The organism is Rodentibacter trehalosifermentans (genome assembly GCF_002000545.1).
GTDB classification, from domain to species: domain Bacteria; phylum Pseudomonadota; class Gammaproteobacteria; order Enterobacterales; family Pasteurellaceae; genus Rodentibacter; species Rodentibacter trehalosifermentans.
This window is the reverse complement of the sequence record NZ_MLHL01000046.1, coordinates 35778-51849: the sequence shown is the minus strand read 5'-3', so window position 1 is coordinate 51849 and position 16072 is coordinate 35778. Positions and strand designations below refer to the sequence as shown.

14 protein-coding genes are annotated in these 16072 nt (G+C 38.4%); 12 read left to right on the top strand and 2 right to left on the bottom strand.

The window, feature by feature from the left end; all coding sequences use genetic code 11:
* Positions 1-178: 178 nt before the first annotated feature.
* From BKK52_RS08605 to BKK52_RS08570, 9 genes are all read left to right on the top strand, one after another.
* Positions 179-649 (top strand): PTS sugar transporter subunit IIB, encoded by a 471-nt coding sequence (locus tag BKK52_RS08605; RefSeq protein ID WP_077478512.1) that lies wholly within the window; start codon positions 179-181, stop codon positions 647-649.
* The gene (locus BKK52_RS08600; protein WP_077478511.1) at positions 646-1416 is read left to right on the top strand and encodes a PTS mannose/fructose/sorbose/N-acetylgalactosamine transporter subunit IIC; all 771 of its coding nucleotides are present in this window, start codon (positions 646-648) and stop codon (positions 1414-1416) included. The genes BKK52_RS08605 and BKK52_RS08600 overlap by 4 nt, the downstream gene beginning before the upstream one ends.
* The gene (locus BKK52_RS08595; protein ID WP_077478510.1) at positions 1413-2231 is read left to right on the top strand and encodes a PTS system mannose/fructose/sorbose family transporter subunit IID; all 819 of its coding nucleotides are present in this window, start codon (positions 1413-1415) and stop codon (positions 2229-2231) included. Before BKK52_RS08600 ends, BKK52_RS08595 begins: the two co-directional genes overlap by 4 nt.
* Entirely contained in the window at positions 2228-2806 is a 579-nt protein-coding gene (locus tag BKK52_RS14075; protein ID WP_279626515.1) for a tyrosine-protein phosphatase, read from the top strand. The genes BKK52_RS08595 and BKK52_RS14075 overlap by 4 nt, the downstream gene beginning before the upstream one ends.
* On the top strand, positions 2775-3071 hold the full coding sequence (locus BKK52_RS14070; RefSeq protein WP_279626514.1) for a tyrosine-protein phosphatase: 297 nt from the start codon (positions 2775-2777) through the stop codon (positions 3069-3071). Before BKK52_RS14075 ends, BKK52_RS14070 begins: the two co-directional genes overlap by 32 nt.
* Before the next feature lie 82 nt (positions 3072-3153).
* Positions 3154-4398, top strand: coding sequence for a histidine-type phosphatase (locus BKK52_RS08585; RefSeq protein WP_077478509.1), 1245 nt, complete (start codon positions 3154-3156; stop codon positions 4396-4398).
* A 56-nt stretch (positions 4399-4454) separates the two neighbouring features.
* Positions 4455-6407, top strand: a complete 1953-nt coding sequence (locus BKK52_RS08580; protein ID WP_077478508.1) for a BglG family transcription antiterminator — start codon at positions 4455-4457, stop codon at positions 6405-6407.
* Between the two features lie 73 nt (positions 6408-6480).
* Positions 6481-7587, top strand: a complete 1107-nt coding sequence (locus BKK52_RS08575; protein WP_077478507.1) for a YdcF family protein — start codon at positions 6481-6483, stop codon at positions 7585-7587.
* Between the two features lie 85 nt (positions 7588-7672).
* Positions 7673-8755, top strand: a complete 1083-nt coding sequence (locus tag BKK52_RS08570) for a porin (RefSeq protein ID WP_077478506.1) — start codon at positions 7673-7675, stop codon at positions 8753-8755.
* 129 nt (positions 8756-8884) lie between these two features.
* On the opposite strand, the gene BKK52_RS08565 is transcribed toward BKK52_RS08570, so the two are convergent.
* Positions 8885-10180, bottom strand: coding sequence for an NAD(P)/FAD-dependent oxidoreductase (locus BKK52_RS08565; RefSeq protein WP_077478505.1), 1296 nt, complete (start codon positions 10178-10180; stop codon positions 8885-8887).
* Between the two features lie 281 nt (positions 10181-10461).
* Here BKK52_RS08565 and BKK52_RS08560 point away from each other — a divergent pair, with 281 nt between their 5' ends.
* Together BKK52_RS08560 and BKK52_RS08555 are read left to right on the top strand one after the other, a co-directional pair.
* A complete protein-coding gene (locus BKK52_RS08560; protein WP_077478504.1) occupies positions 10462-12930 on the top strand; it encodes an autotransporter outer membrane beta-barrel domain-containing protein in 2469 nt (822 codons plus the stop codon).
* Between the two features lie 86 nt (positions 12931-13016).
* Positions 13017-14069, top strand: a complete 1053-nt coding sequence (locus BKK52_RS08555) for an extracellular solute-binding protein (RefSeq protein ID WP_077419728.1) — start codon at positions 13017-13019, stop codon at positions 14067-14069.
* 69 nt (positions 14070-14138) lie between these two features.
* Here BKK52_RS08555 and aspA read toward each other — a convergent pair whose 3' ends face one another.
* Positions 14139-15557: an aspartate ammonia-lyase gene (gene aspA, locus BKK52_RS08550; RefSeq protein ID WP_077419729.1), complete on the bottom strand. Its 1419-nt coding sequence runs from the start codon at positions 15555-15557 to the stop codon at positions 14139-14141.
* A gap of 221 nt (positions 15558-15778) precedes the next feature.
* Here aspA and BKK52_RS08545 point away from each other — a divergent pair, with 221 nt between their 5' ends.
* Positions 15779-16069, top strand: coding sequence for a co-chaperone GroES (locus BKK52_RS08545; protein WP_077419730.1), 291 nt, complete (start codon positions 15779-15781; stop codon positions 16067-16069).
* The last annotated feature ends 3 nt before the right edge of the window (positions 16070-16072 follow it).

Sequence of the window (16072 nt, the reverse complement as noted above, 5' to 3'; positions counted from 1 at the left end):
TAATCTACTTCAGCCCCAAATATTTTAGTCTGTTGCGGATTAAACTTACCCCTATTACTCGATGTACTAATGAATCGTGATTTACCATTTGGTGAAATGAAATCACTTATTCAAACAGCCTATCAAAACGGATTAACTATTCGAGATTTCAATGATTTACAAAAAAAGGAGGACGAAGATGATTTGCTTTAGTCGCATTGATGATCGCTTAATTCACGGACAAGTCGTTACCACTTGGGTCAATCTATTCAAAGTAGAACAAATTGTGGTGCTAAACGATAAATTAGCGACCGATCAAACTCAAAAAAATATTTTAGCTATGGCTGCCCCTCAGGGAATTAAAGTCGTTGTACTGACAATTGAGAAATTTGCAGAAATTTATCGAACTAAGGGCCTCAGCAGACGCACAATGTTGCTCTTCACTAACAGTATTGATGTGTTATCAACTGTCAATGCAGGCGTTCCTATTAATGAACTAAATGTTGGCGGAATGCGTTTTCAAGAGGGGAGAACCCAATTAACGAAAGCTTTATCTGTGACTAACGAAGAGCGTTCGGCTTTTCAACAACTTTTGGATAAAGGGGTGACGGTGACCATTCAAATGGTACCCAATGATGAAAAAGTAAACTTAACGGAGGTGATTAAATGATAACTGCACTTTTCGTTGCATTATGGTCAGGCATTTGTGCGATTGATGATATCGGTACGCAAATGATTAGACGACCACTTTTGATCGCAACAGTTGTCGGCTTAATTATGGGTGACTTACAGACCGCACTTTTAATTGGCGCAACCTTAGAAGTGATGTGGATGGGGGTAGGGAATGTTGGTGCCTATTCCGCACCGGATATGATTTCCGGTACTGCAATTGGTACGGCATTAGGTATTGCCGCAGGAGGCACAGAAGCGGCGATTGCCCTTGCTGTTCCAACTTCATTACTTGCTCAGCAACTTTTGATTTTATATCGCTCAGGTATTGTAGCCCTCAACCCGATTGCAGAGCGTTGGGCTGAAGAAGGAAATTTCGATAAAATTTTTCGGATCCAATATATTCCGATGATAATCGCTTTCTTAATTCGTGCTGTGCCGACCTTTTTAGCTGTCTATTTCGGTGCGGATTTAATCGCACAAATCGTGGCGCAATTACCGGGTAAAATGATTACCGGTTTGAATGTTGCCGGCAAAATCATTCCCGCTATCGGTATTGGTTTACTTATGTTAATGATGTTGAAAAAAGCAGAACTCTGGCTCTTCTTAGTCGCAGGTTTCACGCTTGCCGTTTATCTTAAATTATCCGTCTTACCGATCACCCTAATTGCCTTACCGTTAGCCCTAATTTATGACTTAGCCATTCATAAAAATACTCAAACGGTAGCTTCCAATCAAAATACGAATGATGAGGACTATGATCTATGACCCAGCAAACTTCACACAAAATTACTAAACAGGATTTAAACAAAGTCTTTTGGCGAATGCAGTTACTCAATGTCACCAATAATTATCAATCTATGCAGGCTATCGGTTTTCTATCCAGTTTTATTCCTGTTTTAAAACGACTTTATCAAGATAAACCTAAAGAGCAGAAAGTCGAGGCAATGAAACGCCATTTAAAATTCTTTAATAGCCACGTCAATTCAGATGCCTTAATTCTAGGTATTGCGGCTGCGGTGGAAGAATCTACTCAAGAAAATGAAAAAGAAACCGTCACCGCAATAAAAACCGGTTTAATGGGCCCGCTAGCGGGATTGGGTGATAGTATTTTGAAATTCACTTGGTTACCTATCTGTGGCAGTATCGGTGCAGCACTCGCACTCAACGGTAGCCTGTTGGGCCCCATTTTAATGTTCTTGCTCTACAACATTGTCAATGTTGCCTCCAAATATTATGGTATCCATTATGGTTACCATAAAGGGATGGATATGATTAACGGTAACAGCAATATTTTGCAACGTATCAGTAATATGGCGAACGTTGTGGGGCTAATGGTTATCGGCGCACTCATCGCCTCCGTTGTAAGGGTGAAATTCGGTGTCGAATTTAGTGTGGGTGAAAATACGATCAAACTCCAAGAAATGTTTGATAAAGTGATGCCAGGTTTGTTTAGCCTATTAGTCACGGTCGGTATTTATTCAATACTGAAGAAAACCAATGGTAAATATGCCGCCACACTGATTATTGGCACAATGCTCCTCTGTATTGCCCTTGTCTATTTGGGAGTATTAGTAAAATGACGGCAAATTTACAACAACAAGCCCAATTACGAACTCTCCCCATAGAAGGAATGAATAACTTTCGTGATATGGGGGGCTATCTCACCCAAGATCACCGAAAAGTCAAATGGCAACGGCTTTATCGTTCCGATCATTTATACAATGCGACTGAAAATGGGATAGCAATGCTAAAACCCCTGAATATTCAGGCAGTGATCGACTATCGCAGTCCAAATGAAATTGCTAAATATCCCAATAAGGTGATAGGGGCAGAGAAAATTTACCAATTTGATCCCAATGCCCACACAGCAGAATTGGCGGCACAATTCACCTCATCAAAAGAAAATGAAAATGAAAATTTGGTGAATAAAATTATTGAGCAGAAACAAAATGGTTGTTTGGTACATTATGATGATATTGTGATGAAACAATACAAAAATTTTGTGGAAAAACCAGAATGTCAACAGGCTTTTGCTTCAATGTTAAAAGTTGCCGCTCATCTGAAAGGGGGGGGCTTTTATACAACATTGTCGAGGGGGAAAAGATCGCACCGGTTTTGGCGCTATGTTATTGCTAGGGGTTTTAGGGGTCGATAAAAATCAAATTATTGATGATTATATGCTGACCCATATCAATCGCTTGGAACGTAATCGTCAAAAAATGGCAATTTACCGTCAACTCACTCAAGATCAAGAAGTATTGAACTATCTTTACTCACTCATTGATACCAAACCCGAATTCATTGAAATGTCGATTGATACCATTGAACAGAAATATGGTTCAATTCAACGCTATACTGAACAACAACTTGGTATCAGTAAGGCTGAAATTCTTCAATTACAAGCAGATTATCTTGAATAATCAGGTCATATCTTCTCAAAGTGCGGTCAATTTTGCCGATATTTTTGCGTTATGCCGCACTACTCAATAACTGAGGTCTAACATGAAAAAATCATGTCTTTTGCTACTCTGCGCTATGAGCTTTTTATCAAATTATGCCGTAAGCGCTGTATATACTACGCCAACAACCGACTATCAGCTGGAAAAAATCTTTATTTTTAGCCGACACGGTGTCAGAACGCCGATTATCAAATCGGATAGTCAACTCACACAAGTTACCCCCTATCAATGGACGGCTTGGCAAGAAGCCCCGGGAGAATTAATGTCTAAAGGCGCTGACTTGGAAGTTAAATTCGGGCGTTATATTCGAGATTACCTCAATCAACAAGGTTTAACAAAAATCAACCAATGTTTACCACCTGAACAAGTGTTGATTTATACCAATAGCCTTCAACGAACCTTAGCAACAGGCCAGGCATTAACATTGGGGCTATTCCCCGGCTGTGGCATTCAGCCGGTAAACAATAGAGCCCTTGGCACAATGGATCCGGTATTTAATCCAATTGTGCGTAATGATAGCGAAACCTTCAAACAAGCGGTCATTTCCCGCATTCCGTTAAAACAAACTCATCAAAAATTACAAACAGCATATCAAGTGCTTAGTGAGGTGATTGATTATGCCCAATCCCCGCATTGCAAAGGCAAAAGCGACTGCGCTTTTTTCTCCGAAGAAGGAAAATTGAAAGTGGAAAAAGAAAAAGAAGTGGGGGTATCGGGAACATTACGTCTAGGGAAAAGTATCGTAGATAATTTATTAATTGAACTCTATGCAAACCCAACTTCATCGAAAATGCTTAGCCAATTAACACCAGAAAAATGGGAAATCATCAATCAAATTAAAAATGAATATTTCACCGTGTTACGAGGCGAAAAATTCATCGCAAGCCACCTTGCCCAACCCTTAGCCACATTTATGCAGCAAGAATTGAACAATTCCCAACGAACAATGAGTTTATTGGTCGGACATGATACTAATATTATTACCCTACTCGGTGCATTAGGGGTAAAATCATACCGCTTGCCAAATCAGTATGAATCGACTCCAATTGGAGGGAAAGTCTTTTTTGAAATATGGCGGGATAAAAAGAACAATACAAAATGGGTAAATACACAATATGTTTATCAAAGTATTGAACAAATTCAGCAAGATCAAGCACTAACACTGGCCACTCCACCACAGTCCGTTCAACTTCATTTTGAACAATGCAAAGAAAATGAACTGGGATTTTGTGCATATTCGGATATTGAAACAAAATTGACTGAAATTATAAATCAATCATTTGATTAGATTAAATAAAGGCTGTTATTTCGGACAGCCTTAATACATTAAAGAAAGGGAATTAAATGGATATTAGTCAAATTTTAAGGATATTAGATAAAAATAAAAGGTATAAAGCGATCTTTCTACTGCTATTAAGAAATAACCAACATATCAACAGTGAAAAGTTATCAAGTGAAATACAAGTAAGTAGCCGAACAATAAAAAATGATATTAAATATTTAAAAGAAGCATTAGAAAAATATCAAATTTCTATTTTTTCTAAAGCGGCTTATGGTTATAAATTGCATATCGAACAAGATGAATTAGCCAACGCCCTACTTTCCCACTTTCAAATCTCACAACTTTCTAATATCAATAATAAATTTGAACATAGAGTTAACTATATTCTACGCCAATTACTTTCCAGCGAGCACTATATTAAAATTGAGCAATTACAAGAAGCTCTCTTTTTAAGTTTTAACAGTTCGTTAAGCAAAGAACTCTATCAAGTAAGAAAAACACTCGAAAAGTATGATCTAAAATTAGTGAGCAAACCTTATTATGGTATAAAAATTGAAGGTGCAACCTTTAAGAAAATCATGCTTACGGTGAGAATGTATAAATATTTTAACTATAAAACGAAACCAAACTTTTTCATACCTCAATTCAATCAACTTTTTAATCATCCTAAAAAAGAAAAAATTCGTCTTATATTAAATAAAACATTAATTCAATCTGAAATTTTGCTTTCTGACATCTATGCAGAGCGATTTTTGTTGTATCTGATTTATTTTTATCATCAATACGATCAGCAAAAAGATTATTATATTGATCTCCCTGTTTTGCCATTCCATTATAAAAAGACAAAAGAATATTTATTTTTAACTCAACTGAGTGAAAATCTAAAACAGGAAAAAATGCCCCTTTTATTCTCTCCGGAGATTATACGTTTTCTCACTTATGTTCTCATTATGAGTAATGATCTTTATCGTTATGCAGATTGTAGTAAAGAAAATTACAACAATCTCATCAAGCAAACGACTGAAATTCATCAGTTTATTTTTAATGAGATCGCCGCTATTTTATATGTAGACATTTCAAGGGATCACACTGGTTTCAAGGATCTGTTTAAATTACTCATTCCAATTACAGTGAAAATTTCACTTGGCGTATCGGATGATGTGGATCTTGGTTTTTACAATACGAATACCATTCAATCTAATCCTTTGTTACTGAAAGTTGTTGAACGTTTAGACAAGGTATTTAAACAAAAATATTACTATCAATTCTCACAACGAGAGAATTACTTTATTTTCGATATACTTTCCGGTATTTTCAATCGCATAGCGTTAAGTAAAAAGAAGCTCAAACTAGCGATCATTTCAATTAATGGTAGGTTAAGTACACAACAAATCAAATTTAATTTAAAAAACTATTTTAGTAATGAAATACTCAAAATTGATACTAAGATGCTCTATGAATTAGAGTTAAATAAAAATCTCGATTATGATTACTACTTATGTAATAGCTATGGAAAAAATATGGATATTCCTTACTCTCCTATCTATTACGCTGATGATAATATGCAGGAAAATGAATATGTGAGTTCACTTTCCACTATTTTCTACCATACCTATCAATATGATAAAACCTTACCTAAAATCACCCCTAAACTTATTCCAAAAGAATATAAACTCAATATATTTCCTATTCAAAATCAATTAGAAAAAGGCAAACACTATCTCTACTTAGATATTTTATCTAAAAAACAGAAAATAGGTATTTACTGTAATTTATCGGCGAGAGAAGAAAAGTTTGATATCCACTATTTCTCAGATAGTGAAGATTTCACTTTACATAGTGAAATTATCTTTATGGTAATTAATCTTAATATTAACCAGAATACTCAGAAGCTAAAAATGTTGATGAATATTATTAAACAAATTGCAGGTCATCAGCTTGATTTACGCCAACTTTGTTTAAGTGAAAATCCTAATTATCAATTCTTTTTTATGCCGGATTATTACAACATTTAAAGCGATAGTTAATAGAAGATTAAACCATAATCTTTCATTATCACTGAAATTTGATATCGTTAAGGAGACATCAATGAAAATGTTTAAAACCCGCCGACTTTTTACCGCACTTTTATTCGGAATTGGGACACTTTCCCTTTCAGGATGTATGCAAAATACCCAGGATATATCACCGCTTGGTTTTACTTTATCAAGTGTCGTTGAAGCACCTAAAGGTAAAGAAACTGGACGAGGAGAGGCAATTGAGCATCTCGTTGTAAAATATGCTCAAGATTATGAAAACGATCCTTATTTGAAAGACGATGTAAAAGCTTTCCGCCACTGGGAATGGCAAAAACTTTATCGTTCTTTAGATCAAAAAGTGAAAGAAAAACCCGATTATCTTAACACCTACCGACTTCAAGCTGAAGCCTATCTCATCAATAAAGACTACCGTCAAGCCCTTTCTCAGTTAGATCAAATTCTACGCCGTAAACCGGATGATCTACACGCCCTTGCAGTCAGTATTTTGGCAGCAAGAACCTTGGAAGATGAAAAACAAGTCAATCAACGTTTAAATGCCTTAGAAAAACGTTCACCACAAGCGGCACTGGCGATGCGTAATTTTTTCCGTTTCACCGAAAAAATTCTACAACAGCCATTTTCCACTCAACCTCAAACCCAATTGAAATTTGATGCTATTGCCGTATTCGGGCAATCACCCAATCCGGACGGTTCACCATCAAAGGGCTTATTACAACGCTTAGAAAAAACCAAAGAAATGGCGGAAAAATATCCAAATGCAAAATTGGTACTAAGTGGAGGGCCGGTCAAAACGCCTTATGCAGAATCCGATGTGATGGCAAAATGGCTGAAAGAAAATGGCGTAAATCCAAATCGTTTCTTACTTGATCCGATTGCCCGAGATACCCAGGGAAATGCAATTGGTATGGTAAAACTGTTTAAACACCATAACCTGCATACCGTTCTTGGTATCGGAACACAACTTCATATCCCAAGAGCTACCGCCGTATTAAAAGGTTACGCTGATTATGTGGGCTATCCACTCAAAATTGATGGCGTTGGCGGTGGGAGCGCACCAAGTGCTGAGAAAAAACAGATTGAAGCGCTCTATACTTATGTCAATGTTGCCCGCTCAATGGGATTATTCACGCTCAGTGATTTTCAACGTTTCCAATAATCATTAAATTCACTATTTCTCAATCATCTCTCCCCGTTTAAAAACAAACGGGGAAGGGATTTGATACGCTTTTTATAAGGTAAATATGATGAAAAAATTAGGCTTATTTTTATTCACTTCAGCTCTTGTCCCTTACTCTTTTGCCGCACCTATCTATCAAGAAGAGGGCTCTCGAATTGATTTAGGGGGTTCGCTCCGCTTCCAACTACACCATAAACAAGGCGAACGCACCGATTTAGACGATAATGGCTCACGCATTCGTTTGCGGATAAACCATAAAATGAGTGAAAATTTAACCGCACTTGGTTATGTCGAAATGCGTTTTACCGATAAAAAAACAGGGAGTTCTCTCTACACTCGCTATCTTTACACTGGTTTTCAATATAAACCACTGGGCACTTTCACTTTTGGTAAACAAATTACTAATGGTGATTTACTCAGTGCTGCAGATTACAGCTATAACCTAACTGATGTAAAAAAAGTGATTAAACGGGCAGATCAGGTCATCCATTTCACATCAAGGGAGTTCTACGGTTTTAAAGTCGGAGCAGATTATATTTTTGGTGAAAGCGGTAAACAAACCGTAGATAAAAGTGGACAAGTAAAAACGTTACCGAACACCAATGGTTATGTTTTAGCACTATTTTTCAATAATACTTTTCAAGATTGGAAAATTGATGCGAAAGTGGGGGCTAGTCGTCAACGGAAATCAGAAACCAATGTCGAGCGGGCATTAGGATTGGGATTAGGATTAACCTACCACGATTTTTCGGTGGGCTTGGATTACGGTCGCCGCCGCTATCATCAACAATATGGTTTTGGTTGGCGAGGACAAAAAGTCGAGGTCAAAAACAAACAAAGCAATGTCCAATTCCGTCAAGTGGAAGAATGGCTCGTTGCTGCCAAATATCAATTTAATCCGAAAAGTAAAATTTATGCTGGCTATTTGTGGGGGAAAGCACAATCACCAATCAAAAATGGTAAAGAAAACTTCACTACACGAAAATTAAAAGGAATTATTTTAGGCGTAGATTACAAGTTACATCGCCAAGTCGTCGCATTTCTTGAGGGGGCAAAATATCGCTATAACGGAGGAAAATCATCAAAACAGCCTTTTGTAAATAATTCGGATTATGTCATCAGTTTAGGATTAAGAGTTCATTTTTAGAAAAACGAGGAAATAAACACCAACGCTGCATACCTGAATTTACAAGGCTGTATATATAATTAAACTAAAGCTTATATGACCGCACATTAAATCAGATCTATTAAAGTGCGGTCAATTTCAACCCTGTTTTTAACGATACTTATCCAAAAATTGATAGTATTTCACCCCAATTTTTGTAGCTAAATTTTTCACCCATTTCCCACCGTAAACAGAAGGGACTTTTAATCCTTCAAAAATTTGCAGGCGTTCGTCATTGCCTAAAATGGCTTCCGCAATAATGCGACCGGCCAACCCAGTTAAGGCGACACCATGCCCCGAATAACCTTGTGCAAAATAAATATGCGGAGAAATTCGCCCGAAATGGGGGGTAGAATTCATCGTCATATCAATGGGGCCTGCCCAGCCGTAATCAATTTTCACCCCCTCTAATTGAGGGAAAACGTGCAACATATTTTGTCGCATAATGGCGACCATATCTTTTTCCGAGCTGGAATCGCTACCAAAAAGCAGGCGGTTGTCCGTACTTAAACGGTAATAATCAAGCAATAAATTGTTGTCGCACACAGACATCCCATTATTAATCACCGAGTCTGCCATCGCTTGACTGAGGGGTTCGGTGGCGATAATAAAACTTTCCACCGGCATAATTTTTCGGTTAATACCATGATGAATAGATTTAGGGAGCGTATCAATATAAGCGTTGGTGGCTAAAATAACATCTTGCGAAATGACCGCACTTTGGTCGGTTTTCACCTCAATACAACCACTTTTTTCAATAAGATCCACCACCGGTGATTGTTCAAAAATCTGCACGCCAAGATCTAAACAGGCTTTCGCTAGCCCCAAACAATAATTGAAAGGATGTAAATGACCGGAATGGCTATCGTATAAGCCCCCTACATAAATATCGCTCCCTAAATGCTGTTTGAGTTTCGCTTTATCCCAAAGCTGCATATTTTGATAGCCAAAATTTTTGTGGCTGGCTTTTTCCATTTCAATCAGATCATCCATACGGCGATGGTTCAATGCCAGGGTCGCATAGCCTTTTTTCCAGTCGCATTGAATACCGTATTTTGCGATGCGTTCATCAATAATATCAATGGCTTCCAACGACATTTCCCAAAGCTTACGGGCTTTCTCAAAGCCGACTTGATGAATATATTCATCAATGCCTTCTTCAAACCCATTAATCGCTTGCCCACCACTTCGACCGGAAGCGCCAAAGCCCACCCGAGCGCCTTCCAATACCACGACTTTTTTCCCTTTCTCTGCCAGTTCCAATGCGGCAGATAGCCCAAAAAAGCCGGCACCGATAACGCAAACATCAGCCCGTTCAAGCTGTGTTAAAGGAGGGAGTTGGAAATCTTGATTGCGGGAATCAAAATAGTAGGAGGAAACGTGTTCTTGATGAGCAAAAGTGAGCATAAAACCTCTCGTTAATAAAAACCGGCGAAATCTTACGCTTATGGGGAAATATGTCAAATCCTTTGCGAAAAGTGGTCGGATTTCATTAGGATATTTTTTGAGCTATTATGCCGAAATTTGTGATTTATAACAGCTTAACAGCTTAACAGCTTAACCTTAACAGCTTAACAGCTTAACAGCTTAACAGCTTAACAGCTTAACAGCTTAACAGCTTAACAGCTTAACAGCTTAACAAATATAAAACACAAACTGTCTATCGTCTATTTTGTTAAGGAATCACAATGATGAAAAAAATCTCTTTTTTTCTTATCTCTATCTTTCCCTGCTTAAGCTACGCTGATGTAATAAAAAACGGTTCAATAGATGCTATTGAAGCATTCATTGATAATCCGTCAAAAGATGAGGAGGGATTTCATTTTTATAACTATTTAATTGTTGGTGAAAAAGATAAAGCTGAACTGACTATCAATAAGGGGAGCAAAGTTAGCATACTTGGTTATCCCGGGAAAGGAAGATATCGCACCAATGGAAGTGTGACAGTGGGTTATGGAAAAAACGGTGATGGAAAATTAATCGTTGATGGCGAAGGTAGCATTTTGAAAGTAGGCAATGCGATTCTCCTTGGGGACAGTCGTGGGAATGCTGAACTTCATATCACCAACGGTGCAAAAGTGATACAGGTAGGAATAAATGATCCTTATTCCTCAAGTAGTAATCTAGCTGGGGATAGAAACGAAAAAACACTTATTGTCATTGATGGAAAAGGTTCAGAACTTACTTATAGCGGGGGAATCGCCACCCCTGCGCGCACAGATAAAATCACCCTTCTAAATGGCGGCACACTCACCCTCCCCGGTCAACCGCTCACAGATATTGAAAACCAAGGCTACTTAAATGTGCTCAATCACACTCTAACTATTCATAAAACCCTAAAAATAGGGAGTGATGATCACAAAAATGCAGGTGAATTTAACCTTCCACATGGTGTGATAGCAAGTAGTCCGGGCGATAGTTATCCCGTCCGTTTAATTTTTAATAAATTGAAAGAAGATCAGATTATTTTCCCGTTGTATCAATGTTCAAGATGCACGATTGAATATAATGCCCCGGAAAATATGAAGATAGAATTGCTTAATCATGGGATTGGGCGAGAAGGGCAAGCGAAAAATGCGAATGTTTCTATTAAACAAGGCACTTTATCACTGACCGATCAATCAACCTTTGATCGTTTTAGCTTGCGTGATTTAACCCTTTTGAAAAAGGGTACGCTTTCGCTTAGTCATCTTGGGTACAAGCAACCTTTTGATGAAAATAGGCTAGATGTATCAAGAATTAAATCTGATCTTGAGATAGATGATCGCAATGATAATTGGCTGAGTAATGAGAACTTTATTGTAAAAAGAACCTTTCTTCATCAAGGCACCCTTGATTTAGCCGATGGCTCAAATCAACCCAATTTCACTCATTTTATTGTTAATCACTATACTTCCGGTGGAACATTGCTTGTAGATACGGTTTGGAATAAAGATTCAAATATATCAGGCAGTGATATTTTGCACGTGCTAGGTCATATTGATACCTCACTCGGTGCGACCATCGTCAAAACTAAAACAGGGATTTTTGGTGATATTGAAAAAACGGCTCAGGAACAAACATCCTCTCCCGTTGTTATCGCTGAAAAAGATCATAATGGATTAGCATTTGTTGGGAAATCAGACACATTGAATGCCGGCGAAGCACAATTAGTGAAAATTGGTAATAAATACTACTGGACACTTGAGGCACTTGAGCCGAAACCTAATAAGGAGATTAGAACAGCAGCCTCATCTACTTATATTCAAATGCCTTATACCAATATGGAGTTGGGTTACAGTGCTATTGATACCTTAGCGAAACGGCGTGGTAGCACAGTCAATCCGCAAGCATCTGCTCAAAACGGTGTTTGGGGACGGGTTGTCAGCAAATATCTGAAAGTTGAAGGTAAAAATCGTCTTAATCATAGACAAAACCAATACCTTGCTCAAATTGGTGTGGATTTAGATATCAATACCCAAGATTCAGTCACCAAACAAACAGGGATTTATGCCACTTTTGGTTATAATCACCTTAATTTTTCCGATAGATTCCGTGCCGAAAATGGGCGGATCGTTAGTGATAAACACACTGGAAAAGGAAAAACCAAAGCCGGATTATTTGGGCTTTATCATTCAATCTTTTGGCAAAATGAATCTTATCTCGATCTTGTCGGACAAGTAGGCTATTTACGTAATGAATATCGCCCAAGAGAAGGAAGTAAGCTCAGTCAAGATGATATGACCACCTTAATTTCGACAGAAATAGGACAAACTTTCCATCTTAATGAAAATTGGTCATTGGAACCGCAAACCCAATTAATTTATCAACACTTGTACTTAAAAGATCTGTACGATAAACATCTTAATATTCAATTCCATAACCAATCAGGCTTACGAGGACGATTAGGTTCAAGCCTTAATTTCCGAAATGAAGCCTATTTGTTTGCTCTGACGACAAATGTTTGGCACGATTTCCTGCACAATAAATCGGTGAAAATCGGTAACCGTGATTATCGGGAAGATTATGCTCAAACGTGGTTAGATGTGGGATTACAGTTCCAATGGAATGCAACAAACAATCTTTCATTCTATGCACATACCCATTTGGAGCATTCACTGAAAAGCCAAACCCGTAATACCTATCAGCTTGGCGCAGGTGTACAATATGTTTGGTAATTGATAAACTTCGCTCGGTAATGAAAGTTACCGAGCGATTTTTTACTTATCATTTTTTATTTTATCACCCATAGGAGGTCAATAAATTGAAAAAATCCCTTGTTCGTACTCTCAAAAATCTTTTCCTTTCTGTGACCGCACTTTTTGCAGCATCCGCTTTTGCCAACAACAAACTTTATGTTTATAACTGGACGGATTATGTCCCACCTGAACTCGTTGCACAATTTACCAAAGAAACCGGTGTGGAAGTGATTTATTCCACCTTTGAAAGCAACGAAGAAATGTATGCCAAATTAAAATTGACGGAAAGCACCGGATCAGGCTATGACGTGGTGTTTCCATCAAGCTATTATGTCAATAAAATGATCAAGGAAAATATGTTACAGCCCCTCGATCACAGCAAATTAGCGAATTTAAAACAAATTCCAAAACACTTGCTGAACAAAGAATTTGACCCTGAAAACAAATTCTCCCTGCCTTATGTTTACGGTTTAACCGGGATTGAAGTTAATGCTGATGATATCGACCCGAAAAGTATCACCAGTTGGGCGGATTTATGGAAACCCGAATTTAAACACAAAGTGCTGATGACAAGCGATGCCCGTGAAGTATTCCATATTGCACTGTTACTTAATGGCAAATCCCCAAATACGACCAACGAAGAAGAAATCAAAGCGGCTTATGAGCGTTTAGTAACCTTATTGCCGAATGTGATTACCTTTAATTCCGATTCACCGGAAGTGCCTTATGTGCAAGGTGAAGTGGCACTGGGGATGATTTGGAACGGCTCTGCCTATCTCGCCCATAAAGAAAATCCAAGCCTACAATTTATCTACCCGAAAGAGGGCGCAATTTTTTGGATGGATAACTATACCATCCCGAAAACGGCAAAAAATGTGGAAGGGGCGCATCAGTTTATTGATTTCCTCCTTCGCCCTGAAAATGCCAAAGTGGTGATTGAACGAATGGGCTTTTCAATGCCGAATGAAGGGGTGAAAGCCTTGCTCAGCCCGGAACTTGTGAATGACCCAACCTTATTCCCTCCTTCAGAAGAAGTGGAAAAAGGCATTATGCAAGGCGATGTGGGTGATGCCGTAGATATTTACGAAAAATATTGGAATAAACTAAAAACCAATTAATTCTTATAAAAAAGTGCGGTTAAAATCATCAAAGATTTTAACCGCACTTCAGTTACTTATTTTATGAAACTATTTGTTTAATTTCGCTTTGTAGGTTGGGTTCATTAAGTTTTCCACAGAAAGAATATCATCTAACTGTTCTTCGGTTAACAACCCTTTTTCAAGCACGACTTCACGCACGCCTTTGCCGGTTTCTGCACAGATTTTACCCACTAAATCACCATTGTGGTGACCGATAAACGGGTTGAGATAGGTGACGATACCGATTGAATTGAAGACGTAGTTTTCACAAATTTCTTTGTTAACGGTGATACCGTCCACGCATTTATCCCGTAGGTTTACGCAAGCATTGGCTAAGATATCGATAGATTCGAACATCGCTTGACCGATAACCGGTTCCATCACGTTTAATTGTAACTGACCGGCTTCTGCGGCAAAGGTGACGGTTGTGTCGTTACCGATTACTTTAAAGCATACTTGGTTAACCACTTCAGGGACAACAGGATTGACTTTGGCCGGCATAATAGACGATCCAGCCTGCAATTCCGGAAGATTAATTTCTTTTAAACCTGCACGAGGGCCGGAAGAAAGTAAACGCAAGTCATTACACACTTTAGAGAGCTTCACCGCCGTGCGCTTTAATGCACCGTGAACCATGACATAAGCTCCGCAGTCAGAAGTGGCTTCAATAAGGTTTTCCGCCGGGGTGCAAGGCAATCCGGTCACTTCCGCAAGGTGTTTTACGGCTAATTCACTGTAGCCTTGAGGAGTATTTAATCCCGTGCCGATTGCGGTCGCACCAAGGTTCACTTCTAACAATAATTCGCCAGTTCGTTTCAAATTACGCACTTCTTCTTCAAGCAAGACGGCAAAGGCTTTAAATTCCTGACCTACGGTCATTGGCACGGCATCTTGTAATTGGGTGCGGCCCATTTTTAAGATGTTGGCAAATTCTTTTGCTTTATTTTCAAAGCCTTCTTGTAAGTATTGGATTTTATCAACTAATTTCAGAATACTGTTATAAACAGCGATACGGAAACCGGTCGGGTAGGCATCGTTGGTGGATTGGCTGGCATTGACGTGATCCATTGGGTTGATAAGGTGATATTCCCCTTTTTGATGACCCATTTTTTCCAGCGCCAAGTTTGCTACCACTTCGTTGGTGTTCATATTCACTGAGGTGCCGGCTCCCCCTTGATACACATCTGAAGGGAATTGATCCAAACATTTTCCTGTGGTTAAAATTTCATCGCAAGCAGCCACAATCGCATTGGCAATGTCAGCCGGAATCGCACCTAATTCACCATTGGCAAGGGCAGTGGCTTTTTTCACCATGACCATTCCACGGACAAATTCCGGTACATCAGAAATGGTGACATTCGAAATATTGAAATTTTCAACCGCTCTTAATGTATGAATGCCCCAGTAAGCATTGGCAGGCACTTCACGTTCACCGAGTAAATCCACTTCTGTTCTAAATTGTGTCATTGTTATTCACCTCTTTGGGTTAGTTAATTCGTGGCTATTATAAAAATTCCTACAGGAAAAAAATTGATCTAGGTCACAATTTTAAAATGGGCTATCACGACATATTTTCATTTTTCGCATTAGTTTTTTTAAGGGAAAATTTTTTTGCTTTTCCCCTTGAAAGGGGAATTTTGCACCCTATTATAGTAAACGCATTTCAAACTTTAGAAGGAAATTAACCAATGAATATTCGTCCGTTACATGATCGTGTCATTATTAAACGTGAAGAAGTGGAAACCTTATCTGCAGGCGGGATTGTATTAACCGGTTCTGCAGCAACCAAATCAACCCGTGCAAAAGTTTTAGCGGTAGGAAAAGGCCGTATTTTGGAAAATGGCACGGTTCAACCTTTAGATGTGAAAGTGGGGGATACCGTCATTTTTAACGAAGGTTATGGCGTGAAAAGCGAAAAAATCGATGGCGAAGAAGTGTTAATCATTTCTGAAAACGATATTTTAGCGATTGTAGAATAATGA

What these genes read in the sequence shown, in the direction of transcription:
- BKK52_RS08605 (WP_077478512.1), top strand. Translation starts at nt 179, where the DNA reads ATGATTTGCTTTAGTCGCATTGATGATCGCTTAATTCACGGACAAGTC.
- BKK52_RS08585 (WP_077478509.1), top strand. Translation starts at nt 3,154, where the DNA reads ATGAAAAAATCATGTCTTTTGCTACTCTGCGCTATGAGCTTTTTATCA.
- BKK52_RS08545 (WP_077419730.1), top strand. Translation starts at nt 15,779, where the DNA reads ATGAATATTCGTCCGTTACATGATCGTGTCATTATTAAACGTGAAGAA.
- BKK52_RS14070 (WP_279626514.1), top strand. Translation starts at nt 2,775, where the DNA reads ATGTTATTGCTAGGGGTTTTAGGGGTCGATAAAAATCAAATTATTGAT.
- BKK52_RS08580 (WP_077478508.1), top strand. Translation starts at nt 4,455, where the DNA reads ATGGATATTAGTCAAATTTTAAGGATATTAGATAAAAATAAAAGGTAT.
- BKK52_RS08565 (WP_077478505.1), bottom strand. Translation starts at nt 10,180, where the DNA reads ATGCTCACTTTTGCTCATCAAGAACACGTTTCCTCCTACTATTTTGAT.
- BKK52_RS08560 (WP_077478504.1), top strand. Translation starts at nt 10,462, where the DNA reads ATGATGAAAAAAATCTCTTTTTTTCTTATCTCTATCTTTCCCTGCTTA.
- BKK52_RS08595 (WP_077478510.1), top strand. Translation starts at nt 1,413, where the DNA reads ATGACCCAGCAAACTTCACACAAAATTACTAAACAGGATTTAAACAAA.
- BKK52_RS08570 (WP_077478506.1), top strand. Translation starts at nt 7,673, where the DNA reads ATGATGAAAAAATTAGGCTTATTTTTATTCACTTCAGCTCTTGTCCCT.
- BKK52_RS08575 (WP_077478507.1), top strand. Translation starts at nt 6,481, where the DNA reads ATGAAAATGTTTAAAACCCGCCGACTTTTTACCGCACTTTTATTCGGA.
- BKK52_RS14075 (WP_279626515.1), top strand. Translation starts at nt 2,228, where the DNA reads ATGACGGCAAATTTACAACAACAAGCCCAATTACGAACTCTCCCCATA.
- aspA (WP_077419729.1), bottom strand. Translation starts at nt 15,557, where the DNA reads ATGACACAATTTAGAACAGAAGTGGATTTACTCGGTGAACGTGAAGTG.
- BKK52_RS08600 (WP_077478511.1), top strand. Translation starts at nt 646, where the DNA reads ATGATAACTGCACTTTTCGTTGCATTATGGTCAGGCATTTGTGCGATT.